We start from the raw sequence: 26,563 nt of genomic DNA on the forward strand, positions 1-26,563 counted from the left end.
TCATCGTTGGGAACGTTATCCGGTTTTCTGAGCAAAAACTGATGCCCGTCTGGTCGTTACTGACTTGATTAGCGTCGGTTTTTTTTTCGCCTGTTTTCTGGCGACAATCAGATTATCGTAAAGGAAACGGCCATTTTCCCATTGAGAAATGAAAATATCATAACGTATTGTTAATACATCTTTTTTTAGGAATAAGATGCTTGTTTGACAGGTGTCTCCTTTCTATGATGCGGCCGAATAGCGTGCATAACGAGGTAAAATATGAAGCGTTTCTTGAAACTGATGGGTTTACTTATTCTGACGGTCGCCCTGAATGGGTGTATTTTCCCTCCTCCGGGGGGGTGGGGGACCTGTCGGAGGACCTGGTGATTTTCATTTTCAACCGTCTAATGGCCAGTTTCCTGGCTATAATTAACTCACTGATAGTAAACAGAAAACTACGTTATCTTCTCCGCGACGATACACCAAAAGTGTGGTGTATTACTTGATCATTAACAACGGCGTGGATGAGAGTTGTCGCCGGGAAAACCTGACTTTACGCCTTGTTGGCTTAACACCGGCGTCGTTCACCTGGCTTCGATATGGGGGCCAGGAAGAGGCCAAATGTGGCGGTCGCCCCGTGTATCCCCGTTCCTTAATACGCTATCGGGCGTTATTCTATCTAAGGCATACGCCGCATCGTGTTAATTGTTTTCTTTAACCAGTGCACAGGTAATGTCCTGAATTTCTTCTGCCGATCCGCGATTAGCATCCAGAATATCAAGACGATTGGCGAGCAGGATGGGGTCTCCGCTGGGGGTGAAGACAACAGCCAGACCATAATTGCCCATGCTGTCATCTTGTCTATGAACATATCGATATAACGTCTTAAAGGGATCTGACTGCGTTAAATCGGTTGTAGTGAGTTTTATCGCCAGATATTTATGCCCTTGAAGCTCAACGCCCAGTGGTTGCCAGTGGGTTGAAATTGCTGTCGATTGTTCATGTAACGTATAGTAAACCTCAGGTCGCAGACATGATATATGAATATGTAGCTGATTTTGAGAACGACCATATTGGGAATTAATGCTCAGTGATAAATATTCATTTTTTACCGGTTTACCGATTTCTTTAACAATATACCCACGGTAATTCCATGCGGCCGCGAAGAAGGAAGGCGTATTATTTTGTAAGAGCACCGGGCTTTCAATACCGGTAATTTTGGTGGAAGGTATCAGCAAATCATGGTAAGGCCCCCGGAGGTCTTTAAGTAAGGCGTATCCATCTTTCAGATCGACGTTTAAGCAAGGCGCGGGATTACCATTACTCTGCTGATTAGGAACACATTTCTGACTCACTATTTCCCAGAGTGCGTTGCTGTTTCCTCGTCCCAAAATAAACCATAGGACAAATAACAAAGAAAAAATCATTATGGCGATGGCCCAGAATAATTTTTTATACTTCATGCTGATCTCTCCTGGCAGAATGGAATGTAGCTAAAAGGAAGATAGACGAGAAATTGTATTTTTAGGCGATTATGGTGAATAACCAATGTCATAAATATGACACTCAAAATTAAATTGCGTTAAGCGCATTCAGTATCGCCCGCCGATCGCCAGTTATGCGTCTCTGTACTGCTGATGATCAAAAGTGAGCGATTTCAGGTTTCACGGGGTAATGTAATTACAATGGTGAGTCCTTTCCCTTGTACAGAAACAGCGTGAATGGTTCCAGCGTGAGCCGTAATGATGGCTGACGCAATGGATAATCCTAACCCACTGCCACCGGAATGCCGTCCCCGAGAATGCTCCGCACGCCAGAAGCGATCGAATAGCATTGGCAGCGAGTCGCGATCAATGCCCTGACCGTGGTCGGAGAGACTGATTACCCACTGATGTTCCTGTTCGATGACGTGGATGCCCAAATATTTCCCTTCACTTGCATAGCTCAGTACGTTTTCTATCAGGATGGAAAACACCTGCCCCAATCGCTCAAGATCGGCTACGCAAAATTCAGTTTGTTCAATATGTTGCTGGATGCAAAAACCGGCGGCCTCCAGTTGTGGTCGATACCAGGAAAGTCTTTCTGAAATCACCTCCTCCAGATAGAAAGGTGTTTTAACCAGTATGAGTTGTCCCGCTCTGGCAAGGGAAAGAAAGTGAAGATCCTGAATCACATGGTTGAGCTGCTCAAGCTGTTTAATTACCATAGTTAGCTGGGCGTTTTGCAGTGGGAAAACACCATCGATCATACCTTGTATTCTCCCCATGGCTGCATTGAGCGGTGTGCGGAGTTCGTGCGCCAGGGCGGCACTGGACTCACGCAATTCACGTTCATAACGCTCCAGTTGTGTGGTCATTTGATTAAAATCATTAGCCAACAGGGTGAGCTCCAGGGGGGCTTGCTCAACGATCTGTGTTCGGGTATCAAATTTACCCTGTGTCACCTCCCGCGCTGAACGGGCAATATACGAAAATTGCTGGGATAAAGGCCGAGCCCGCCATAAACCCAGTATTACAATGATTGGTAGTGCGATAAGCACCAGAATAGCCAATGCTCGCCAGTCACTGCCGGTGATGTTAGGGGAAGAAAACGCCTTGCCATAATACTGATCGGTTATCTGGTGATAACGGGGATTAGTGTAATCCTGGCGTGCGATGAGTGCCTTGAACTCCGCCCTGACCGTTTCTGGCATGTGTTGCGTAACATAGGCGTTCCACAAGGCAAAACGCAGCCACATACAGGCTGCTATCACGATGATCGCGCCGATAGCGAGCGAGAGAATACGCAAGCACAACCATCGCCATAATGATGTTTTTTCTGACAAGCAAGCGAGTTTTTTCATCATTTCTCACCGAAACCGATAGCCCACGGCCCTAACCGTGACCAGAACGTTTACCATACTGTGGGCATTCAGTTTTTTTCTGAGATTATGGACATGGGTATCGACAACCCGTTCGAGTGCGTCACTTTCCGGCAGGCAGGCTCCGAGTAATTCACTACGGGTAAATGCCCGGTTGGGCGCTCTCAATAGTGTGGCAAGAATATTGAATTCGGTCGGAGTAAGATCCAGCGTTATTGTTTCCGACGACGGTGGCGTAATTCGGGCGGTCACTGAGGCAAGATCGACCGACAAATTTTCGAAAGTCAGTACATCGTCTTTTGGCGCACTATAGTTTACGCGTCGCAGTACCGCATGCACTCGGGCAACCACTTCTTGTGGATTGTAGGGTTTGACCACGTAATCATCGGCCCCGTAGCGCAGTGCGCCTATTCTTTCCGGTTCATCACCGATGGCGGTTACCATAATGACGGGAATATTACCGTGCTTGCGTAATGCGGACAGCACCTCTGAACCATTCATTTTGGGTAGCATGATATCAAGCAAGACCAGATCGGGTTTCCCGCTTAACGCCATGTCAAGACCACTCTGCCCGTCAGTGGCAATAGAAACCTGATAGCCGTCACGTCGCAGATAAGCTTCAAGTATGCTGGCTGAATCCCTGTCATCTTCAATAATCAGAACGCGCTTTTCCGTCATGTTTCACCTCTTGATGAAATCTTAAAGAACCACAAAACGTTTCTTGACTTAATACCCGCATAATCGCTGCCGACACAGGGGTACGTAAAAAGCAATGCGGATCCTGATGTGTCAAATTTTTGAGATTATCGCTCAAGACAAGGAAATGGTGTGAAAATCAAAAAAATTATTCCGGTGATGGTGCTGCCGGTCATCTGCCTATTACCACTATCCTCTGCCTGTGCCGCAGATATGTCGTCAGCCTTCTGGGGAGATCATACCGCAGTGGCCGTCGGCATTGCCGCCAGGAACGCGCCACGTTATACCGGTTCAAGTCAGCGTCAGAACAGTGTATTGCCAATAGTGCAGATACAGCGAGGTGCGTTGTACGTTGATTCAACGCATGGCATTGGCTGGCAGTGGCAGTCTTCCGCGGGATTTTATCTTGATCATTCCATCGGGTATGACCCGGGACGGGCCGATAAAAATAATAACTGGCGACCCGGCGCGAACCGATTACGAGGCATGGGAAGCATCAACGGGGCTGTCACCACGACATTGATTGCAGGATATCAGTTCGCTCCGTGGCTCGCTGCGGAAGTAAGCGGTGAATTCGCTCTGAGTGAACGCGAAAGGGGGAATCAATATCGCGCCGGGCTGAAGAGTACTGTCTGGCAGTCTGTATCCACCAGTGACACGGTTTCGCTGAGTGCTGATGCACTTTTTGGTGATTCCCGTTTCACCAACATCTATTACGGCGTCACGGAACAACAACATGCCCGAACGGGGTTGGCTGCTTATCATCCGGGGCGCGGTGTTTATGGCTATGCGTTGGGAATTGACTGGGAGCATCAGTTCACACCTCATTGGGCGACCAACGTGTCGCTGTCGTCTCTCTGGCTGAACAATAACGTGGCTAAAAGTCCAGTGGTGGAAAAGCGAAGTAATACCGAGGCAAACATGGCTGTTCTGTATAGCTTTTAATGCAGACAAGTGGAATAGACTGCTATGACAATGATATATCGTGACTTACTTTTCTGTCTGACACGCATCGCGCAACCGGTTGTCCGTACGCTTCTGCTCGTGTCCGGTGTCCTTCTTGCTGGCTGTCATGATGCCGAGAATCCTTCTGCTACTCCCGTTCCGAGAGTGGTGAAAACGGTTATCGCCGAACCGCTTGATGGCGGTGAACTCGTCACGTTGACCGGTGAAATTCGTCCGCATATGGAAACTGCGCTGGGGTTTCGACTGGATGGACGTATTCTCACTCGCTTGGTTGATGTAGGCGCGGTCGTAAAAGCGGGTGATCTGATGGCGACACTTGACCCACGCGACAGCGAGAATCAGCTTCAGAGCGCACAGGCTAGCCTGCAAAGTGCAGTATCGGCAGAGCGTCTGGCCGGGATCAATTTAAATCGGATGAAAAAATTGGCACCGAGTGGTGCGATAGCCCGTGTACAGCTTGATGAGGCTCAGTCCACCTGGGAAGCCGCTGTCGCTCGCCGTGAGAGCGCACAGTCCACTCTTAAAGGGGCGAAGGAACGGTGTAGCTTTACACAGCTGGTTGCACCGCAGGCGGGCGTTGTGACTTCCGTCAGCGGCAATCCCGGTCAAGTGGTCAGCGCCGGTCAGGAAGTGATCAAACTGGCGGCTCTTTCAGGGCGTGATGCGGTGTTTGATGTGTCTGAACAGTTGATTGACAGTGGTCTTACCGATCCGGTTGTGACGGTATCGCTAATCTCCGATCCCTCGGTCAAGGGGACGGGACATGTTCGTGATGTCAGCCCACAGGCTGATCCGGTTACCCGAACTTACCGGGTGCGCATCGCGTTGGATAATCCATCGGCGGCGCTGGTTTTCGGTGCTACCGTCCTCGGTTCGGTTCAACTACCCGGTGCTGCGAGTTTTCCGCTTCCGGCCTCTGCATTGAGCCGCCAAGGGGATCAGCCCGCAGTTTATGTCGTCAACCCGGTGACTCAATTGTTGCGTCTACAGCCGATTGGCGTTGCCCGTTATAGCAAAACACAGATTTTTGTCTCTACCGGTCTGGTGGCGGGTGATCGGGTAGTTACTGCCGGTGTAAGCAAACTGCGTCCGGGTGAAAAAGTATTGCTGGATGGAGAATCACACTGATGTTTTCCGGTCCGCATTCGCCGATGAAAGGGCAGTTTAATCTTTCAGCCTGGGCATTGGCCCATCAACAGCTGGTGGCGTTTTTGATGTTGGTGGTGATGGTCGCCGGCGTGATGAGTTATGAACGTCTGCCGCGTAATGAAGACCCGGCCTTTACGATCAAAACTGCCGTGGTGTCGGCAAACTGGCCGGGTGCAACGGTGAAAGACACACTTAATTTTGTCACAGATACGCTGGAGAAGAAGTTACAGGAAACACCTTATCTTGATTATCTTGAGAGCTACACCCGTGCCGGAGAGACGGTGGTTTTCGTTAATCTGCGTGATGATGTACCGCCAGCTTCGGTACCTGATATCTGGTACACCATCCGCAAAAAAATGACGGATGTTGCCGCGTCACTGCCTGAAGGTGTAAGCACACCCGCTGTCAATGACGAGTTTGGTGACACGTTTGGCACGATTTATGGCTTTACTGCTGACGGTTATTCATCGCGTGAATTACGCGATAAGGTCGACGATATCCGTACTGAACTGCTGACCCTTCCGGATATCGGTAAAATTGAGATGCTGGGTGTCGAGGAAGAGCAAATCGTCATCGCATTTTCACCGCGCCAGCTGGCAGGGCTGGGATTGAGTCTCCAACAGGTGATTGACACACTCAAGGCGCAGAATGCAGTGACCCCGGCAGGCGTCATCCGCACCGGTAGTGATAAGGTCGCACTGCATGTCAGCGGGGCATTTGTTTCTGAACAGAGCTTGCGTCAGGTGACATTGCACGTCGGGGGGCGTTTTATTCCGTTGACTGATATCGCGACAATTACCCGTGAAACAGCAGAACCTCCAGCGCCAACGTTCCGTGTCAATGGCGAAAAAGCCATCGGTTTAGCCATTTCCATGGCACCGACCGGAAATATACTCGATTTCGGTCAGGCGATACGGGATCGCATGAAGCGCATTGTCGCCCAGCTGCCGCACGGGATTGAGGCCGTCAAGGTGGCAGATCAGTCGGCGGTGGTTAAAAACGCAGTGAACGGATTTATCCAGGTGTTGATGGAAGCTATTGGTATTGTCCTGGCGGTGTCTTTCGTCTCGCTTGGTAGCCGGGCAGGATTAGTGGTAGCCGCATCGATACCTATTGTATTGGCGATGACGTTTACCGGTATGGAGATCGCTGGTATTGGGTTACAGCGTATTTCGCTTGGTGCGTTGATTATCGCTCTGGGGCTGTTGGTCGATGATGCCATGATTACTGTTGAAGCTATGGTATCCCGTCTGGAAGAGGGATGGAGTCTGCAACGGGCGGCAGCCTCGGCCTATGAAAGCACGGCGTTTCCGATGTTAACCGGAACGCTGGTGATGATTGCCGGTTTTATTCCGGTGGGGTTTGCGGCGTCCAGTGCCGGAGAATACTGTTTTTCGCTGTTCGTGGTCGTGCTGTTGGCATTGCTCAGTTCCTGGATTGTGGCGATTCTGTTTTCACCCTTACTGGGTGTCTGGCTACTGCCCGCCACGTCGGTAATTCATCAGACTGGCCGTGGTCGTTTGACCAACTGGTATGAACGCCTACTGTGTTATGTCCTGAATCACCGGGCTCAAACCATATCGATTGCCGTGGCTATGCTTCTTGCCGCCGTATTTGGTGCAACTCGGCTCGAAGGCGAGTTTTTCCCGGCATCGGATCGTACTGAATTACTGGTCAGTTTGACACTGCCGACAAACGTGTCTCAATCTGCAACCGCACGGCAGGCATTGCGACTGGAGAAAATACTCAGCAATGATCCAGATGTGGATCATTTCTCAACCTATATCGGATCGGGTGCAGTGCGCTTTTATCTGCCGATGGATGTGTTACTGGGCCATGAAAATATTGCTCAGTTGGTGGTGGTCGCCAAGAGCCTGAAAGCACGTGATGTGTTACAAGCACGGCTAGATCGAGTGATGGAAAGCGATTTCGGTAACCTGGTAACACGGGTGTCTCCGCTGGAACTGGGGCCACCGGTCGGCTGGCCGCTCAAATATCGGGTCAGTGGACCAGATGTTGAGCGGGTACGCGATATTGCTTTAAAGCTTGCCAGCCTGATTGGCAAGCACCCCGGCACACGGGATATTAATCTGACGGCGGGTGAGCCGGAGCGCTCGGTGAACGTGAAGCTTAACCAAACCGAAGCGCGTGCAGTCGGTTTGAGTTCTCAGGAGGTTGCCAGTGAGTTAGCCGCTATTTTCTCCGGCACAACGCTTACTACCGTACGTGACGGTAACCGGTTGGTTGATGTTGTCATCCGGGGGAGACAGGATGAGCGGCAGGATGTGGCGACAGTGGCCAATCTGCAAATCCCCACGGCGGATGGGCATGTTGTGCCGCTCCGTCAGATAGCCTCGGTGACTTATGGTGTCGATGACCCGATTATCTGGCGTCGTCAGCGTGAGCCCTTTATCAGTGTGCAACTGGATGTGGCTCCAGGCCTGCGTGCTCAAACGGTCTCTGCCGATCTGGCGGCGACAATTGATCAGTATCGGGCCACATTGCCAGTGGGATATCGTATTCAGGAAGGTGGGGTGGTTATCGAGTCTGACAAAGGCAATTGCTCGGTGTATGCCGTTCTGCCGGTGACGGTGCTGGTTATGCTGATATTGCTGATGATTCAACTACAGCGTTTTTCCCGGATGATCCTGGCGTTCCTGACGGCGCCCTTCGGGCTGATTGGTGTGGTGGCCACGATGTTGCCGACCGGTACGCCAATGGGATTCGTTGCCCTGTTGGGGGTGATTGCGCTGGCGGGGATGATTATCCGTAATGCGGTTATTCTTATCAGTGAAGTAGACCGCAATATATGCAGTGGTGCGGCGGCGCAGACGGCCATTATTGAGGCGGCTCGTCACCGGTCACGCCCCATTCTGCTCACCGCCTGTGCGGCAATTCTCGGTATGATTCCTATTGCTCATCAGGTGTTTTGGGGGCCGATGGCGTATGCCATTATTGGCGGGTTGCTGGTGGCCACGATCTTTACGCTGACGGTATTACCCGCGGCGCTGAGTTTACTGATGCAATGGGAAGGGCAAAAGTGATGTCGCCGGCCTGTGTTTGTCGTTTGATACCCAGCAGCTGGCAATATGCAGGAAAACAGCGATAGCGCTGATGATCTGAGGTATTTTACCATTGCGAAACACGCCATCTACTGCGCTACAGGAAAGACAGATAACATCAATACTTGCCATCGAAACTGCCTCCAAAAGGTATGACTAAGTATCAATTAATATGTTGGCATCATCTCTGCTATTCAAAGAGGCGGTATCTACGTTAAATGCCGGCCATATATACCGGTTTTCATTTAATTTACTCTCTCCATCATGCTTCCACATATATCCAACTTAAACTCCATTTTCATTTTGCATAATGTGACTCTTTCCAGAAAAACCGATGTTGAATGGATATGAAAATGTACTGGTGGCGATGCAATATTGGAGTGGTTTGTCTGGCGGTATTGATATTAGCTGGATGCGACGAGCCTGAGCAGGAACTCATAGATACACCCACCCAGGTCTCTGTCATGACGCTGGTGGCGACCAAAGTGGATTTAACCGATGAACTGCCTGGTCGTGTCGCTGCGGTGCGTACGGCGGAAATCCGCGCTCAGGTGAGCGGAATCGTTCAGCACCGCCTGTTTGAACAGGGGGCTGAAATCAAAGCCGGCCAACCGCTGTTCCAGATTAACCCGGCTCCTTTTAAGGCTGATGTGGATATAGCGTCGGCTGCTTTGCAACGCACCGAGGCCGCGTATGTACGCGCAAAAGTGTATGTGAGACGTCTGCATCCCTTGGTAGCCACCAACGCCGTTAGCCATCAGGTATATGACGATGCGGTCGCACAACGCGATCAGACTGCCGCCGAGGTGGCAGCGGCCCGGGCCACTCTGGTGCGTAGACGTCTGGATTTGACATTCGCTACGGTGGATGCACCCATTTCAGGGCGTATCGATCAGGCGCTGGTCACTGAGGGCGCACTGGTGGGGACGTCCGACACCAATCCCATGGCTCGCATTCAGCAAATCGATCAAGTTTATGTTGACGTGAGGCAACCGGCGTCTACGTTGGAATCCTTGCGTGGCGTGTTCGCCGCAGCAAATCCGGCTGACAGTCACGGCCTGCCGGTGGCCATTCTTCGTAATAACGGTGATGCTTATCCGGTTAACGGCCGCATCCTGTTCTCGGGCATTAATGTGGATGCCAGCACTGGCGACGTACTGCTACGCATTCTGGTGGACAACCCGCAAAGATTGCTGTTGCCCGGCATGTTTGTGCGGGCCCGTGTGCCGCACGGGAGCTATGCCGAGGCACTATTGGTGCCGCAGCAGGCGGTGGTGCGGAATGGGGAGGGTGCCTATATTTGGGTCGTAGACGAGAATAGGCGGGCACATTTGGTATTAGTACGGCTCGGCGAACTGGTGAGACGCCAATACCTTATCCTTACAGGTTTGCATGCTGGTCAGAACATTGTGGTTGAAGGGATGGATCGGTTGGCGGAGGGGGTCGAAGTGGCGTCTTCCCCATGGCAGACCATGCCTCCTCGCTCACGTCACAATCTGTTAAGCCATCGAGAGATTTCGTGATGCCACAATTTTTTATTAACCGCCCGGTGTTTGCCTGGGTAGTTGCGGCCTTCATCGTATTGTTTGGCCTGATCGCCATTCCCAGATTGCCGATCGAACGCTATCCCTCAGTGGCGCCTCCAACCGTCAACATTACTGCGTCCTATCCCGGGGCCACGCCGCAAACCATGAATGATTCGGTGGTGAGCTTAATTGAGCGGGAACTGTCCAGCGTCAAAAATATGCTGTATTTCGAGTCGTCCACCGATACTTCCGGTTCTGCGCAAATTACGGTGACTTTTAAGCCGGGTACCAACCCCGATCTGGCTCAGGTGGACGTACAGAATCGCCTCAAGGCGATCGAACCGCGTTTGCCGCAGGTGGTGCGGCAAAATGGCGTTGACGTCGAGTCGTCCAGTTCGGATTTTCTGCTGATTGTCACGTTGACCTCCACAGATGGACGCTTGGACGAGATTGCGCTGAGCGATTATATGTCGCGCAACATTATCGAGGAGCTTAGGCGCATTGATGGCGTGGGCCGAGTCCAGTTGTTTGGTGCAGAACGAGCAATGCGCATTTGGGTCGATCCAGCCAAGCTGATCTCGTTTAACTTGTCCATGAACGATTTGTCCACTGCGATCAGCCAGCAGAATGCCCAGATTGCGCCGGGCCGGGTGGGTGATGCTCCCGCGTTGCCGGGGCAGTGGGTGACCATTCCGCTGACGGTACAAGGGCAGTTGGAGACACCGGCGCAATTTGCAGCCATCGTGCTGCGCGCCAATGCAGACGGTTCTAACGTGGTGATGGGCGACGTGGCCAGGGTTGCGCTGGGCGCGCAATCTTATGGTTTTAGTACGCGCCTGAACGGTCAGCTGTCCACGGGTGCCGCAGTGCAGCTTTCACCAGGTGCCAACGCAGTTAGAACCTCTGAAGCGGTGCGTGCCAGGCTGGCGGAGTTGAGTAAGTCAATGCCGCGTGGCATGAATTACTCGGTGCCGTTTGACACCGCGCCGTTCGTAAAAGTCTCCATCGAGAAGGTCATCTACACACTGCTGGAAGCTATGGTCTTGGTGTTTCTGGTGATGTATCTGTTTTTGCAAAATATTCGCTATACCCTGATCCCGGCCATCGTGGCACCCATCGCCTTGCTGGGCACTTTCGCGGTGATGCTGGTCGCAGGATTCTCGATTAATGTATTGACCATGTTTGGCATGGTGCTGGCTATCGGTATCATTGTGGACGATGCCATAGTGGTGGTGGAAAACGTTGAGCGGCTGATGGCCACCGAAAGTCTATCGCCAAAAGAAGCGACTATAAAAGCGATGCGCGAAATCACCGGGGCGGTGATCGGTATTACTCTGGTGCTGACTGCGGTGTTTATACCGATGGCGTTTGCCAGTGGCTCAGTGGGCGTGATCTATAAACAGTTTACGCTGTCAATGGCGGTCCCCATCCTGTTCTCAGCCTTTCTGGCGCTGAGCCTGACGCCAGCCCTTTGTGCCACGCTGCTTAAGCCGGTGGTGTCGGGGCATCAACAAAATCGCGGTTTCTTTGGCGGATTTAATCGACGGTTCGACCGTTTGGCACAAGGTTACGAAACGGGCGTATTCGCGCTGATAGTGCGTACTGGCCGGGTTATGATGGTCTTTGGCGCCATCGTGGTGGTATTGGTGTTGGCGTTCCGTCAATTACCATCCGCCTTCCTACCCGAAGAGGATCAGGGCAATTTCATGACCTCGTTCCAGTTGCCAGCAGATGCGACGATGGAGCGCACACTTGATGTGGTCAAGGTTTTTGAGCGGTATGTGGCTAAGCGTCCCAGTGTGGACGTGAATCTTTCCATCCTGGGTTTTGGATTCTCCGGTTCCGGTCCGAATACTGCGCTGGCATTTACCACGTTGAAAGACTGGGGTGACCGCCACGGTGCGACGGCGCAGGAGGAAGTCAGGTTGGCCCAGCAGGCTATGTCGCAGACAGTCGATGGCACCGTGATGAGTCTAATGCCACCGGCTATTGACGGCCTGGGTACGACATCGGGATTCGCATTGCGGCTGCAAGACCGCGCCAACCAGGGAAATGCCGCGCTGCTGGCCGCACAAAGTCAGTTAATTCAACTGGCCGAACAGAGCAAAAAGGTCACTGGTGTGTATCCTGATGGACTGCCAGTTGGCACCAGCATCCGCCTGGATATCGACCGCACTAAAGCCCAGGCGTTAGGGGTATCGTTCACCGATATCAGTGAAATCCTGTCTGCGGCTATAGGATCGCTTTATGTTAACGATTTCCCCAATGCCGGACGTATGCAGCAGGTCATCATCCAGGCGGACGCGCCGGCACGTATGCAGTTGGACGATGTGCTCAAGCTTTATGTGCGCAACGCGGCAGGTGGTATGGTGCCGTTGCGCGAGGTGGTAACGCCGGCGTGGGGCGAAATGCCACTGCAACTGGTGCGATACCAGGGCTATCCCACAGCCAGGATATCGGGTAGCGCCGCGCCGGGGACGTCCAGCGGAGAAGCGATGATCGAGATGGAACGCCTGGCCGCACAGTTGCCACCGGGCTTTACGGTCGAATGGACCGGACAGTCCCTGCAGGAACGGCAGTCGGCGACGCAGGCACCGATGCTGATGGCGCTGTCCATGCTAGTGGTATTTCTGGTGCTGGCAGCCCTATATGAAAGCTGGTCAATTCCTCTATCGGTGATGCTGGTGGTGCCGCTGGGCCTGATCGGTGCGGTAGCCGCCGTATTGTTGCGCGGTCTGCCGGACGATGTGTTCTTTAAGATCGGCCTTATCACGGTTATTGGCCTGTCGGCCAAAAATGCCATTTTGATTGTGGAATTCGCCACGCAACTGCGCGAGCAAGGTAAAGGGCTTGTGGAATCCGCCGTATTGGCGGCGCGACTGCGCTTGCGGCCGATTTTGATGACGTCGCTGGCGTTTGGGCTGGGCGTGGTGCCGCTGATGGTTGCCATGGGTGCCAGCGCCGAAACACAACACGCTATCGGCACGGGCGTATTCGGCGGCATGGTCAGTGCGACGTTGCTGGCGGTATTTTTTGTTCCGGTATTCTTTGTATTTGTCATGGGGTTGCAGGCGCGTTTCGAGACATGGCGCATCGATCGTCGGGCCAGGAAGACCGTCCATTCTCAGTTTAAAAAGGATTAAATAATGTGGTCCATCAGTATGGTAACCCAATAAAAATAATATGGATTTTTTATGTTGATGAGTCTTGAATCAAAACAGGTTCCTATGGGCCAGCCCAAACCGGAAGGTAATATTGACCCCGGTCCGTATTGGCAGATACGATTTTGGGCTATTTTCAGTGGACAAGCGCTGTCTTTGCTGGGCTCCGCCTTGACACAGTTTGTGCTGTTGTGGTGGATCACGGATACCACCGGCAGTGTGTCCGCCCTGGCGACCGCCGGCATGGCGGCACTGCTACCCCAGGCTTTACTGAGTCCCTTGGGCGGAACGTTCGCCGATCGCTATAGTCGACGTTTGCTGATGATCGGTGCTGATGTGATCAGTGCGTTGTGCATGCTGGTATTGATCGTGTTGTTTCTGACCCAGCGTATCGAGCTGTGGCACCTTTACACCATGATGTTTATCCGTAGCGCGATGCAGGCTTTTCAGGCCCCGGCGGCGGCAGCTAGCATGTCTATGCTGGTGCCGCATGGCTTTTTGTCACGCGCAGCGGGACTTAATCAGACGCTGCAAGCTTTGACGCTGGTGGCGGCCGCTCCCCTTGGCGCGCTTGCCATCAGCGTGATGCCGCTGGGCTGGGCGCTCAGCATTGATGTCTCCACCGCGCTGCTCGGCATCGTGCCTTTGCTGATATTCAGCATTCCTCAGGCATGCGCCGGTATGAATGCCTCCAGTAGCATATGGCGCGAGTTCCGCGAAGGATTGCAGTTGGTATGGTCTGACCCGGGCCTGCGTAGGCTCTATGGCTTACTCGGGATTGTCGTGCTGGTGACTATGCCGTCGTTTATGCTAGTGCCGCTGCTGGTGAAAGAATACTTCGCTGGTGGCGCACCTCAGGTAGCCCTCATAGAAGGGCTGGAGGGCATAGGTATGGTGCTCGGTGGCCTGGTGGTGGCGGCAAGTGCGCCACGGAGGAAAATGTATTGGATTCTTTGGGGCTTTACTGCATCGTGTTTCTCTCTGGCGTTGACCGCTCTGGTACCGCCCAGGCTTTTTGGGGTGGCAATTGCTTGGTGGGTGGTGAGTGGTTTCACCTTTATTCTCGGTGATGCGCCGCTCACCGCATTGCTACAGAGCACTATACCTAACCATTTGCAGGGGCGCGTGTTATCGCTGTTGAATACCGTGATGGGATTGGCGGCACCGATTGGGTTGGCGATTGTTACCCCGGTGGGTGAACTGATCGGCATTCGCTGGTTATTTGTGCTGATGGGCGTGCTTGGCGGCCTGGTGTGTCTGACCGGCTTCCTTTCTCCTAAATTACTTCAATTGGAGAAAATGCCTTAAAATCAATCAGTATTCTTTTATTATGGCTGGTTACGGCTCTTGAAAAGGTAGACTTTATTGAAATGGAATTCTGAATTTGGCCACCTGGACAGCAGTGATATCATCGTCTCATAGTCAAAACAGGTAACACAATGATCAGAAGTAATAGATGTTATTTTAACCCAGAGTTAAATTCGACGCCGCCAGAGAGTCCTCGACCTCACAAGTTCGGTCTGCTTAATAGCGAGGATAGTCAGTTCTCCGGTAAATCGTGACTTTTTCATCGCCACAACCTCTGTTCAGGGATGTATTTATCATGCCGGAATTCTGGTTTGGCTGGGTCAGGATCAACCTATTCAACGGACTATAATTGCCGTTGTACTTCCAGAAAAGGAGGAGATTCTACAAAAAAGAATATAGTTTGAGTTGAATGTATGTGGAATTATGATGAAGTTGGTAAATTTAATGTTCGCAAACGAGAAAGATAAACATGGCAGGCTTTCCACATGATTCATCTACTGGGCTAGTGGATGATGGTAAGGGATCTGCTCTGATACTCATCGCCGAAGATGAGTTTGAGATTGCTGAAATCCTGACAGCCTATCTTACGCGCAGTGGGTTACGTACTGTTCACGCCATCGACGGGCTACAAGCTCTGGAGTTACACCTGACACTTAAACCTGACCTTGTACTCTTGGATGTACAGATGCCACGGATGGATGGCTGGCAGGTGCTTTCCGAGATTCGCCATCGTGGTGATACGGCGGTGATCATGCTTACCGCACTGGATCAGGATATCGACAAGCTAATGGGGTTGCGTATCGGCGCGGATGATTACGTCGTCAAGCCCTTCAACCCTGCCGAAGTCGTCGCGCGCGTACAGGCTGTGTTGCGACGAACGTCATCCCGAGGCATGAATTCAGAGCCAAAAGTCATGCGGGTGGATATCTTCGAGATCGACCTGGACCAGCATGAGGTCACGGTGGACCTTGGTCATCGCAAGCATCTTCTTACTCTGACTCTTACTGAATTCAAGCTGCTGGTGCACCTGGCGAAAGCACCCAGACAGGTATTCAGCCGCAGCGAACTACTGGCCGTTTGTCTGCCAGAGGGCGATACGCTGGAGCGTACGGTGGACAGTCATATTAGCAAACTGCGCAAGAAACTGGAGGATCTTGGGGTGAGTTGTGTGCCCACTAGTGTGCGCGGCGTAGGTTACAAGTTTGGCAGTACCTCATGAAAATATTGACCGGACTTAGCCGTCAGATTGCTCTGACCATGATGGCAGTGGTTTTGGGGGTCATTCTACTGATCATCTTGGGATCCTATGCTTTTTATGCGGCCCTGCTGATGTTTTGGCCGGACAGCTTTCCGCCAAATGACGACTGGGCACCATCGGGGCTTGAATGGGGCTGGATACTATCGACCACCGCTGTCGCACTGACCCTCGCGCTCACTGTCGCCATTAAGCTCTCGCGCCGCATCCTTTTGCCGCTAACGTCAGTTGCCGAGAGCCTCCGTCAGATTGCGCAAGGCGATCTTGATGCCCGGGCAGTCACAAACGACAGTTCGTTGAGCGAAGCTGCTTTGTTGGTCCATGACTTTAACACTATGGCTGAGCGCCTACAGCGTATGGCGCAAGAGCAAACTTTCTGGAACGCGGCGATTGCTCACGAGTTGCGTACGCCGGTGACCATCCTCCGGGGTAGACTGCAAGGGCTTGCCGAAGGCGTTTTTGAACCTGACGCCGCGCAGTTTCGTAGCCTACTCGCTCAGGTTGAGGGGTTGACTCGCTTGATCGAGGATTTGAGGGTGGTAGGACTTGCCGACAGTGGTCACCTGCAAATTCAGCTGTGCGACGCTGACCTCTCTGGTGAAATCAAGGCCGCCATGCAGTTATTTGAACCCAGCCTGCACGCGGCCGGTTTGTCACCAGTACTCGATTTGGAAGACAAACCTGTTCGGTGTGACCCAGCCAGGATTCTCCAGGCTTTGCTGGCGCTGCTGGAAAACGCACGACGCCACGCTGTACCCGGCGGTGTTCGTGTTCAGATGCGAGTGGAGCATGACTCATCCTACCTGAGCGTCGAAGACGATGGCCCAGGAATTGCCGAAACACTTGCGACCCACGTGTTCGATGCCTTTCAGCGCGGGGATTCCGCGCGCACGCGCGAAGGTGCCGGTAGCGGACTGGGATTGGCTGTCGTGCGGGCTATCGCGCTGGCACATGGCGGGCAAGCGACCTGCCGCCCCTCATTAACTGGTGGGACCCTCTTCGAGGTACGCTGGCCTAACAAAACCGAGACTAAAAATAGCTCACTATAAATTGAGGAATAATCCACAGCGATGAGACTATAATTTATTACCGAATGGCAAAACTGTTTGCTGTATTTACTATATCAAGTTGTTTTATTTTATTATTTTGTAATTAAAGCCGGCTACAACACCAACGACCAGAAAACGCTGTTGGGCATGTGGTTGGAGGATTAAAGGTGGTGTACCAGGTTCTGATAGATGACTCAGTATGTGAGGTCATTTATCTGGCAATACAGGCAGCATCGAAAAGTGGAGTATGATCACCCAAAATTGGCCGCTGGTGATAAACTGTTTTATTATTCGAGGTTGGTGACCGCATGAGCGATCACCATTAATATAGTGGCAGTTACATAGAATTATTTACAGATTCACGAAGGCTTGTAAGTTTATTTAAAATCACACATCATCATTTCCATAATATTTTTTCCTTGAGTGGTTTTAACACACTTGTCGATATATGTTGTGAACCGGGCTGACTCTTTTAAACCTAGAGCAACAATTTTCTCATTACTAAAAACGACGTTAAGCTTTGAGAATTCACCATATAAATAAATCGACTTTAACATCAATTTTTCATTGCAATCCCCAAAGATGATCCTGAAATTACTTTGATTTTTTAAAAAATAGTCAAATTCAACCTGTTCATAATTTTTTGAGATCGAGACTGTCCCCTGTGCTTCGGCGAATGAGGCGTCAATTTCAGAAAAAGTAACCGCTCCCTTTTCTCCCGCAGAGATATGATAAATCGGATCATTGATATCGCCAAAATTCATGAGTAGATCCAATCCTTCCGCACAGTAATCTACCGGAATGATATCTACCTTATCCTGAAGCGAGCACATATATTTGCTCAGTTTAATCACCATGCTGAACACCCAAAAAATGCTACTCGACGGTTCGCAGCCATATTTAGAATGCCCTACTACAATAGATGGACGTGCGATAATTAAAGGTAATCCAGGAAGATATTTTATTATTCGTTCTTCGATTTCGGCTTTGGAACGAGTATAAGGCACGATATGCTGACCATGGCTGGAAGAGGATAATCTTTCAGTGACAAACGCTCCTTTTTCCGGCAGGCACGCCATTGCTGTTCCAACATGAACAAACTTCTGCAGGACTTCAACTTCAGCCATTTTTTGGGCTAACTTAAACGTACCCTCAACATTTACTGCCCAGATGCGTGGGTTATTGCCAAATGAAGCCACAGCAGCACAATTCACAACATGAGTTACAACGTTTAAACGTTCATCGTTAAGGAAATGTTCTGGATTCAATAGATCGCCATTGATGATATTATCATCAGATAACTTTTCTAGTAGATCATCACTAACATGAAAATTTTTTAGATTTTCCCTAACACGTATCAGTGCACTTTTATCCTGGGTTTCGCGGGCAATCGTAAGGATATTTTCAGCTCCATATTTTTCCAAGGCATAGGCCATGAAGCTCCCCCCGATAAAACCAGTACTTCCCGTAATCAAAATCTTAAACATGTTACCTTCACCTTCACCTTTATAAATCTTGTCTACGTTGAATGCTTGGGCAGTAATGCCGTGACTATTTCATTCTTTATATGATGGAGTATTTTCTAATCAAACCCGTTTAATTCATCCTTGCATGACTTAAATCTGTTGCGCTTTTCGCTATGTTAAACGCTAACTATGGAGACTCTGTCATGTTAATGTGGAGGTTTGATGTATTTGGTAAATTATCTGTTAGTAAATGTAAGGGCGGGGCTTACAAAGATAACGGGGCAACCGATAATGACATTCGTATTTCAAGCCATTTTCTACATTAATAAATGTTCTTTTCGTGAGGAAAGATGTTGATTCTTTATGAATTTTATATTGCTGCCGTTTCTGACCAGTGTATTGCGTTTACCCTAGGCCAGCTCACATGTCAGTGCTTTATTACTTACACATTGTTCCATTAAGCCCCTATAGAGTAACGCCTAATCAGTTTTGGGAGGTTACTGCACCACAGAAGAATATATGATATCACTGCTTGCCATCGGAACCGGCTCCAAAAGGTATTACTATGCATCAATCAATAAATTGGAGTCATCAGCATATGATAACTGTTTGCACGTTTAATTGGTGCGGACATAAAATTATAATGTACTGATCGATTAAAAGCGGTTGTTTAATATTACCTGTATAAATCATTTTAATATCTTACTGGGTATTATTATGTTTAAGAAGGTATCAATAAGTATCTCAGGTTTTATGTTGTGTTAAATATGGCTTGATCTGATGGTATTTTTACGGAAAGGGTGTTTTTATTCTGGTATGATGAATAGATATATAACTGGTACTCGGCCCGGCAATGAACATAACTCAACAGCAAGATGGATTAAAAAAAACCTGTAGCACTATAGGCAAAAAAGTTAAGCAGTTACGGTTAGCAAGGAATATTTCGCTAAACGAGCTTTCTCGGTTGTCCGGGGTATCCAAGGCTGCGCTCTCCAAGCTGGAGTCTGGTAGTTCTAATCCTCGCGTCGATACACTGGATGCCATTGCCAGCGCACTGCGTCTTCCATTGGGGGATCTACTGGGTGGAAATAATGAACTCTATCCCTATCTGGAAAAATATCTTCCGATGGAGACTGCCTATTCTCAGGTCATGAAGTTTCGTATCGGGTTGGGTAATATCTCTGAAATATGGCATTTACAAATGAATCCCGGGACCATTATTAATAGCCCAGCGCATATTTCTGGAACACATGAACATATCATCATCCATTATGGCGTGCTGATGATCCGGTTTGAAAACAATAAAAGTATTGTATTGCAACCTGGCGATTTTTATGCTTTTTCTGGTGATGTTCTACACTCCTATGTATGTACTGACGTGACAGTGAGTGCAACGGTGGTAATGTCCTATTCTATTTGATGTTAACAAACAAGGAGCCGTGTGGCTCCTTGTTATGCAATAGCGGTTTTGCTGATTAAATTTGCAACTACTCCATACAATAATGTTTATCAATAAATCGAGTAATCATTCCACTAATATCAGTCTCGTGTTGATTTAATATAAAATGATCTCCGGGTATGCCAATCATTTGGAATGCATTTTGTGTACACTCTTGCCAGCGATAGGGTGGCGAGGGGAGTAAAGGGTCGTCCTTTCCATAGATCACCAGTATCGGCGTATTCACCAACGGGGCCTCCTGCTCAGTGTTAATAGAATTTGCTACGCTTAAATCCGCGGCGAATACCTGTAAAAACTGCTTTATTAGCCGTTCATCCTGCTTTAACCAGTCTGGAAGTTGACCCGCCAGTTCCGCAAATTGTAATAACTGCTGTTGTGATATATCACTCAGGTCTAACGATGGGAAATGCTGCCGACAATGAATTGGTAAATTAGAAATAGCAACCAAACCAATATTTCTGTATGGATCGCGTGTACGACAGTGACTTGCCATTAAATAGGCAATATAAGCTCCCAAACTATGGCCGATGAAAACAATCGGATCTTCCGCAGGGATACGAGGAAAAAAGTCCTGAATCACTTTATCAGCTTCAAACAATAAAGGCTCTTGGCGCCGACGTCCACGGCCCGGCATCTCCATCAGAATAATGTTAAAGTCACTGGGGAAACTTTTAGCAAATGTTCTCAATGCTGCAGCGCTACCGCCTGCATGATGGAAAATAACCAGATGAGCGCGCGGATCATTCATAACGTTTCCCTTCTGCAATACGTCCCATCAATGCAGCACAGACAATAATTATCCCACCAGTCCCCTGAAGTAAGCCGATGGTTTCGCCCATAATCGAGACGGCAAACATGGCGGCAAACGCGGGTTCCAATGAAAGAATTAATCCGACACGTGTAGAACTGGTGGTTTTTGCCGCGTGCAATTGCATTAAAAAGGCAAAGGCTGTGGCCAGCAGACTTAAAAACAAAATATATCCCCAGACACTAAGGGAAATAGTCGGGATGATATTCAGCGACGTAGGATCAGATAGCAGAACGAAAGCCAATCCCAGGATGGCAACAGTAAACAATTCTATTAATGTAATATTAACCAGTGAATAATTTTGGCCGGAAGTCTGTCTGCCAAACATAAAGATCTGAAACCCACGGATTAACGCTGCGATCAAAATCAACGTATCACCACTGTTAAACCCAAAACCCGTGGCATTAGAAAAACTGAGTAATCCTCCTCCAGCCAGAGAAAGAAAACAGGTAAAGTAAATGAATTTACTTTGTTTACGTTTACCAATCACTCGCTCAAAAAATGGCACCAGAACGACAGACAAGGCGATGAGAAAGCCTGCATTAGCCGCGGTAGTATGGGATACCCCCAAGGTTTCAAATGTCAGAATTGCATAGAGTAAACCGCCAAATATCAGTCCATTAACCCATTCTCCACGTTGTATGTCACGTAAACGTATCCGAGTGCCAATAAACATAAAAGGAACAGCCAGTGCAAAACGAAGCATTAAAAACAGTGGTACAGTAACACCGGCCCTAACCGTCAGTTGCATTAACGAATAACTTGCTCCCCAGGAGAGGGCGACAACCAGTAATCCGAAATCCAATAGATAAAGCTGGGACCGGGGAAGTTGCAATGTGTCATGAGACATAGTCAGTCCTTAAACCGCATGAGAGGCATCGTAGCTGATACGCAACTTGCCTTTTTTAAATTTGACCGACTTAATGGAGAATTCGGTAATTTTATTGAGATTATCTACATGAGTGCCCCCGCAAGGCATGGGTTCGGTTCCTTCAATCAGACATAGACGCGTTTCTTCTTCATGCCAGGTTGTGACGGGTCGTCCATCTTTGAGCAACTCCTGAATGTTTGCCTGAATAAGCGGTAATGGCAGTTTGTCGACCAGCATGGCTGTCGAGCCCATTGGCGAAAATTCGACTCGCGACTCGCCTGGGAAATGGTGTCCGCTGATAGCCATCCAACCGTATTGGCGCATTTCCCAGTTCAGAAGGTGGCCTGCGGTATGCAACGCTGCATGTAACAAGCGATCCGCTGCTGAGAGTGTGGCGGTCAACGGGACGCCATCCATAGTGCTCAGTGGCGCTTCGGGATAGAGGATTACTTTATCTGTGGAGAGTCTACCGACACGCACCGGGATATCATTGACCCAACCAACATCGGCGGGTTGCCCCCCGCCCTGTGGATGAAAAATATTGTCTTTTAGTGCAATCCATTGGCCTGATTCATCAGAACCGCTGTCAATAATTTCACTTGATGAGTGAAAACGGTAAGTATCATCAAGGTAACACTGAATTTGAGTCATCGAATCTCTCCCGCGTTACGCGCCAGTTGACAGTTGGGTAAAGGGTTGACCAAGCAAATTATGAGACACGACACGATTGTTTCTGTTGTGATTTTGACCAGACACAATTACGCAGCCAAACTTATCAAGTGGGATATTCCCGCCGTATTCACTTACCTGATCAGTATTGGGATAAATATCGACGTAGCTTGGTGCGTAGCGGGATGCAAAGCCCATACGATAGTTTTTCTCGGAAATATTAGGATAAGAAGCGTGCATAAGTGTTGACCAGAAGATCACGCATTGGCCCGCTTTCATTTCCAGTGGGACTGCTTGTTCTTCATTTGGTTTCCAGTTTGGATCGACTTGAAGATTCCGGTAGTCATAACCAAAGAATCCACGGTTTTTTCCCTCTTTATTCAAAGCATTAATAATGTCGGTCTGGTAAGCCATCGACTTGGTTTCGTCATAGTTCATTTTCTTGTGAGTGCCAGGCATGATTTCCAGACAGCCATTTTCAATTGTCGCATCGGTAAAAGCGGTCCAAACTGTTAGTGTTCCTTTACCAAACTGCTCTTCAGTTTCACCGGGCCACAAGATTTGTGGTTTACCGCTGGCGTTGGCAAAGGTGTCTGCCTGATGCCAATCGGTGCCTTCATCCCCTGGATATTTTGGGAAAAACTCCGTTCTCCAGCACAAGACATCGTCACCCAGAATACTGGATACGGCCGCCACTATCTGTGGATTGGTAATATGCTGGCTGAGTAGTTGAATATCTAAGTGGCGATCATAGTTTGATATATTGGTGGCCGCGCCATAAGAGTCTGCAGGATAAGCTGCGTTACTACGATTGGGTAGTTGACGGCGTATTATATTCCACATTTCCGCCATTTCTTCTGGAGTGTAAATAGTGATCGGACCAATGAATCCATTGTTATGAAAATTTGCCAACTGTTCTTCATTTAAGTTTAGTGTTTTATTCATTTTTAACATCCTTCTTTTGAAAGGTAATTAGCAGATGAAAATACTTCGTCTAACGTTGTGTTATATAATCTTTCAATGGAAAGACTAAGGCCAAATTCATTTTTAACTCGTTCGTTCAATGAGATTGCAATCATAGAATGACCACCAATATCTAGAAAATTCTCATCCTTAGATATTGGTTGCTCCAGTATATCTTCTAACCAAGATATATATTTTTTTAATGCTTTTGATTTAATTTGACTATCTTGTTTAATTGTATCATTAGTGATGTTCATAGGTTGCTCCAGTGAGTGAGTATATAATGTTATTTTTATCAACTTTCCCGTTAACTGTTTTAGGCATAATGTCTATTTTTCTATAGAGTGCCGGACGCATATAAACCGGTAATAGATTTTTTGCCATAGACTTTAATTTTTCAATAATTTCGGCAGCTGGCGTCGTAGAAGTAAAAAAACAGACTAAGTGATGGCCGTGCAACTCAGAATGGGTAGCGATAACGGATATATCATTGATACTTTCCATCTGGGCCAGGATTGATTCTATTTCGCCTATTTCTATACGATAGCCATGAATTTTGACTTGTTGATCACAGCGACCCAAATAAATTAAATCATTATTGGCATTATGTTGAACAATATCTCCGGAACAGTAATATCGATGTGAAATACCATCATTTCCCAGCCATACAAATTTGCCACTTTCTTCATTATCAATATTTAGATATCCACAGGTGACCTGAGGACCAGACAGTAAAAGTTCACCGCTATTATCTGGCCATTCATGATCACCAAGTGGTTGGATAATATAATAAAACCCAGGGAGTATTTTCCCGATGTTAGATTCGGACCGTTTTAAATCACTCTCATTTATTATGTGCCAACTGGCATGAACTGTGGTTTCAGTAATGCCATACATATTAACCAATAGCGGAGAAGACAGACCGAAATGATGATTCCAGTTTTTTAATGTCTGGAAATTGAGTCTTTCCCCACCAAAAATAATAAATCGTAACGACAGCTCCCATGGCTTAAGCTGACAAAGCTTTTCTGCATTGATGGAAAAAGCCGTTGGAGTTTGGTTTAAAATCGTGACTCTCTCATTTTTAATGAGTCTGGTCAGTTTCTCTGGCATCACCCGGGTTTCCTCATCCGGGATCAGTAGTGTGGCGCCATAGGCAAGAGCTGACCATATCTCCCAGACTGAAAAATCGAATGCATAAGAGTGATACATCAATACGACATCTTTCTCACTGAAGTGGTAGAGGCTGTCTGTTGCCGCAAATAGTGCGCGTAGGCTTTGATGGGAAACGGGAACCCCTTTCGGTCTGCCAGTCGTGCCGGAGGTGTAAATCACGTAGGCAATTCCGTCTGGAGTCGACTCATCGTGACTATTTTCTGTCGGTTTGGCATTAATGATGTCGCTAATGTCTTTGCTACGAAAGCCGGGATGCAATGACGTTTGTGTATCACTGATAATGAGTGCTGGTTGAGCATCGTCAAGTATCAGCTGATTTCTTTCTCTGGGGGCTTTTTTATCTATAGGTACATAGGCTGCTCCTACACTTTGTACCGCAAGTAGTGCTGCGATAAGTTCAACCGACGGAAAAAACTCAACGGCGATAAGATCACCTGTTTTGATGTCTTGTCCACGCAGATAGTTGCCAATATTGATTATCTGGTTTTGTAGATCTCGGTAACAAACGCTCTTGACACAGTCTTTTACTGCGATGCGCTCTGGATATTTTGTCGCGGCGTCAAAGAAACAATGCAGTAGCGTTGCGTGATCTTCCATTGGGGTTAGGTTTGTAGCCACGTTGTCCTCCTTTCGTTCTTAATAAACATACAATCAAAAATTAAAACGAACAAATATTTTTTATATGTTAATTTTAACTTAACAAATCTACATAATGATTTAATAGAATATGTATAAATTACATTTGGTTAGTGTTTTTTGATTTATTTTTGTTGATTTTTTTAACCTAAAAAATGTGGATATTTTTACTTATTGTTTCTTATTAAGAACAGTTAGGCCTGCATCTAAACATGAGGCCTCCCTGTGGATTGCTAACCATCGGTTAGCGTGTGGTTTAGAACGATCAAGTGATAAATGCAGAGAAATCTGATGTGCTATACCCAATAGATTTCAAGATGCAGGAAGGTGGCAACCAAGGGCGTGGGGGGAGTTAGCGTACTTGCGGTTTAAACGATGATGGGGACAAATGACTATTGCCCAGTGATGAGAGACAGGTCAATATACCGAAACAGATAACCGGTTTAATTTGACTGTTTCAGCGCGGTTGCACAGAGAGCCGTCGCTTGCATATTATTGATTGTCCATCACCGGTGGTCAGCGATGATGTTGGTTGATATATTGTTGAATTTATTTAATTAAATATCATTTCTCAGGAAAAGGAACTGAATTGATCAGTTCATTGATGGCTAACCCGATCGTTAATAAAGGCGGTGGCATACTTGGACCTATTTACCATTAAATTGCTTGTCACGCCGATTCTGATGCTTGTCGTTTCTCTGGCTGTCCGGAAGTGGGGGAGTTTCGTTGGCGGTATACTCTCCGGCATGCCGCTGACATCTGGCCCGGTGGCTGTCTTTCTGGCGGTCGAACAGGGGCCGCATTTTGCCGCTGAAGCGGCTGGTGCCGCGTTATCCGGACTGAGTGCGGTATTACTCACCTATCTTTTCTATTTTATCCTGACCCGCTTCCTTTCCATTCTGGTGGCTGGTGTCAGTGCTCTCTGTTTCTTTGGGATGATCTCCACACTGTTTCTATTCTTAGCATCAACGGAAGGCGCGATTATTGTCAGTGTCGTGGCGATTATCATCATCCTGCGGTTAACTGACAGTGGTGAGAGGGCAGTAAAAGAACCGGCAGTACCATACTGGGATATTCCTTTGCGTATGCTTACTGCAACAGCGTTGCTGTTTGCGATTACTTCCTCTGCACACCTGCTCGGCCCCCAGATAAGTGGCATGCTTGCTCCTGTCCCCGTTATTGCCTGGCCATTGACGCTATTTGCCCACATTCAAGGGGGAAGAAGAGACATGGCCGCTGTGGTGCGTGGTAACGCAGTCAGTGCAACGGGAGTCATCCTGTTCTATGTGGTAATCCGGGAACTGATACTCTGGGCTGGGGTGCTGGCGACGTTTATTCTGGCTTTTATGGCGTCAGTGGTTGTCACGGTTTTGCTGACCGGCGTCATGCGGCGTTCGGCAAGCGTCGTTTTATAGCGATTGCACCATAGCTTTACCAGGTTGCCTGTTTGTTGTGCAATGGTGACCTGTTTCCCTCTCTCTTGTTATCCCTTCGTTTTAGC

General features: G+C 48.7%; 21 protein-coding genes. 10 read left to right on the forward strand and 11 right to left on the reverse strand.

The features are described 5' to 3' along the window. Nucleotides 1-683: 683 nt before the first annotated feature. The 3 genes from PCO85_07585 to PCO85_07595 all read right to left on the reverse strand — a co-directional run bounded on the left by PCO85_07585 (nucleotide 684) and on the right by PCO85_07595 (nucleotide 3,520). Nucleotides 684-1,445 carry a CDP-diacylglycerol diphosphatase gene (locus PCO85_07585; GenBank protein WJV55259.1) on the reverse strand — a complete coding sequence of 254 codons (762 nt, stop codon included), beginning with the start codon at nucleotides 1,443-1,445 and terminating at the stop codon, nucleotides 684-686. Between the two features lie 194 nt (nucleotides 1,446-1,639). Further along, entirely contained in the window at nucleotides 1,640-2,824 is a 1,185-nt protein-coding gene (locus PCO85_07590; GenBank protein WJV56025.1) for an ATP-binding protein, read from the reverse strand. 6 nt (nucleotides 2,825-2,830) lie between these two features. After that, complete coding sequence (locus PCO85_07595) at nucleotides 2,831-3,520, reverse strand: response regulator (protein WJV55260.1); 690 nt, start codon at nucleotides 3,518-3,520, stop codon at nucleotides 2,831-2,833. A 150-nt stretch (nucleotides 3,521-3,670) separates the two neighbouring features. On the opposite strand from PCO85_07595, the gene PCO85_07600 reads away from it, so the two are divergent. Genes PCO85_07600 through PCO85_07610 form a run of 3 tightly spaced genes read left to right on the forward strand, consistent with a single transcriptional unit; the run spans nucleotide 3,671 to nucleotide 8,697 of the window. Continuing rightward, entirely contained in the window at nucleotides 3,671-4,483 is an 813-nt protein-coding gene (locus PCO85_07600; protein WJV55261.1) for a MipA/OmpV family protein, read from the forward strand. Nucleotides 4,484-4,513: 30 nt separating this feature from the next. Beyond that, nucleotides 4,514-5,632 (forward strand): efflux RND transporter periplasmic adaptor subunit, encoded by a 1,119-nt coding sequence (locus PCO85_07605; GenBank protein WJV56026.1) that lies wholly within the window; start codon nucleotides 4,514-4,516, stop codon nucleotides 5,630-5,632. Then, the gene (locus PCO85_07610) at nucleotides 5,632-8,697 is read left to right on the forward strand and encodes an efflux RND transporter permease subunit (GenBank protein WJV55262.1); all 3,066 of its coding nucleotides are present in this window, start codon (nucleotides 5,632-5,634) and stop codon (nucleotides 8,695-8,697) included. The genes PCO85_07605 and PCO85_07610 overlap by 1 nt, the downstream gene beginning before the upstream one ends. On the opposite strand, the gene PCO85_07615 is transcribed toward PCO85_07610, so the two are convergent. Next, entirely contained in the window at nucleotides 8,668-8,847 is a 180-nt protein-coding gene (locus tag PCO85_07615) for a hypothetical protein (protein WJV55263.1), read from the reverse strand. The genes PCO85_07610 and PCO85_07615 overlap by 30 nt on opposite strands. Nucleotides 8,848-9,068: 221 nt before the next feature. Between PCO85_07615 and PCO85_07620 the strand changes: the two genes are divergently transcribed. From PCO85_07620 to PCO85_07640, 5 genes are all read left to right on the forward strand, one after another. Continuing rightward, a complete protein-coding gene (locus PCO85_07620; GenBank protein WJV55264.1) occupies nucleotides 9,069-10,238 on the forward strand; it encodes an efflux RND transporter periplasmic adaptor subunit in 1,170 nt (389 codons plus the stop codon). After that, nucleotides 10,238-13,384, forward strand: coding sequence for an efflux RND transporter permease subunit (locus PCO85_07625; GenBank protein WJV55265.1), 3,147 nt, complete (start codon nucleotides 10,238-10,240; stop codon nucleotides 13,382-13,384). Before PCO85_07620 ends, PCO85_07625 begins: the two co-directional genes overlap by 1 nt. A gap of 57 nt (nucleotides 13,385-13,441) precedes the next feature. Continuing rightward, complete coding sequence (locus PCO85_07630; GenBank protein WJV55266.1) at nucleotides 13,442-14,710, forward strand: MFS transporter; 1,269 nt, start codon at nucleotides 13,442-13,444, stop codon at nucleotides 14,708-14,710. Nucleotides 14,711-15,179: 469 nt separating this feature from the next. Beyond that, a complete protein-coding gene (locus PCO85_07635; protein WJV55267.1) occupies nucleotides 15,180-15,929 on the forward strand; it encodes a response regulator in 750 nt (249 codons plus the stop codon). A gap of 110 nt (nucleotides 15,930-16,039) precedes the next feature. After that, a complete protein-coding gene (locus tag PCO85_07640) occupies nucleotides 16,040-17,014 on the forward strand; it encodes an ATP-binding protein (protein WJV56027.1) in 975 nt (324 codons plus the stop codon). A 377-nt stretch (nucleotides 17,015-17,391) separates the two neighbouring features. On the opposite strand, the gene PCO85_07645 is transcribed toward PCO85_07640, so the two are convergent. After that, nucleotides 17,392-18,501 (reverse strand): SDR family oxidoreductase, encoded by a 1,110-nt coding sequence (locus tag PCO85_07645; GenBank protein WJV55268.1) that lies wholly within the window; start codon nucleotides 18,499-18,501, stop codon nucleotides 17,392-17,394. Nucleotides 18,502-19,333: 832 nt separating this feature from the next. On the opposite strand from PCO85_07645, the gene PCO85_07650 reads away from it, so the two are divergent. Beyond that, complete coding sequence (locus PCO85_07650; protein WJV55269.1) at nucleotides 19,334-19,900, forward strand: XRE family transcriptional regulator; 567 nt, start codon at nucleotides 19,334-19,336, stop codon at nucleotides 19,898-19,900. 67 nt (nucleotides 19,901-19,967) lie between these two features. On the opposite strand, the gene PCO85_07655 is transcribed toward PCO85_07650, so the two are convergent. The 6 genes from PCO85_07655 to PCO85_07680 are packed head-to-tail and all read right to left on the reverse strand — an operon-like array spanning nucleotide 19,968 to nucleotide 25,044. Further along, nucleotides 19,968-20,687: an alpha/beta fold hydrolase gene (locus PCO85_07655; GenBank protein WJV55270.1), complete on the reverse strand. Its 720-nt coding sequence runs from the start codon at nucleotides 20,685-20,687 to the stop codon at nucleotides 19,968-19,970. Next, complete coding sequence (locus tag PCO85_07660) at nucleotides 20,680-21,597, reverse strand: DMT family transporter (protein WJV55271.1); 918 nt, start codon at nucleotides 21,595-21,597, stop codon at nucleotides 20,680-20,682. Before PCO85_07660 ends, PCO85_07655 begins: the two co-directional genes overlap by 8 nt. Before the next feature lie 9 nt (nucleotides 21,598-21,606). After that, nucleotides 21,607-22,269: a hypothetical protein gene (locus PCO85_07665; protein ID WJV55272.1), complete on the reverse strand. Its 663-nt coding sequence runs from the start codon at nucleotides 22,267-22,269 to the stop codon at nucleotides 21,607-21,609. Nucleotides 22,270-22,284: 15 nt separating this feature from the next. Further along, nucleotides 22,285-23,232 carry a chlorinating enzyme gene (locus PCO85_07670; protein ID WJV55273.1) on the reverse strand — a complete coding sequence of 316 codons (948 nt, stop codon included), beginning with the start codon at nucleotides 23,230-23,232 and terminating at the stop codon, nucleotides 22,285-22,287. 2 nt (nucleotides 23,233-23,234) lie between these two features. Further along, the gene (locus PCO85_07675; protein WJV55274.1) at nucleotides 23,235-23,507 is read right to left on the reverse strand and encodes an acyl carrier protein; all 273 of its coding nucleotides are present in this window, start codon (nucleotides 23,505-23,507) and stop codon (nucleotides 23,235-23,237) included. After that, nucleotides 23,494-25,044 carry an amino acid adenylation domain-containing protein gene (locus tag PCO85_07680; GenBank protein WJV55275.1) on the reverse strand — a complete coding sequence of 517 codons (1,551 nt, stop codon included), beginning with the start codon at nucleotides 25,042-25,044 and terminating at the stop codon, nucleotides 23,494-23,496. Before PCO85_07680 ends, PCO85_07675 begins: the two co-directional genes overlap by 14 nt. A gap of 659 nt (nucleotides 25,045-25,703) precedes the next feature. Here PCO85_07680 and PCO85_07685 point away from each other — a divergent pair. Further along, nucleotides 25,704-26,477, forward strand: a complete 774-nt coding sequence (locus PCO85_07685; GenBank protein ID WJV55276.1) for a hypothetical protein — start codon at nucleotides 25,704-25,706, stop codon at nucleotides 26,475-26,477. Nucleotides 26,478-26,563: the final 86 nt, after the last annotated feature.

It is taken from the genome of Prodigiosinella aquatilis, assembly GCA_030388725.1.
GTDB classification, from domain to species: domain Bacteria; phylum Pseudomonadota; class Gammaproteobacteria; order Enterobacterales; family Enterobacteriaceae; genus Prodigiosinella; species Prodigiosinella aquatilis.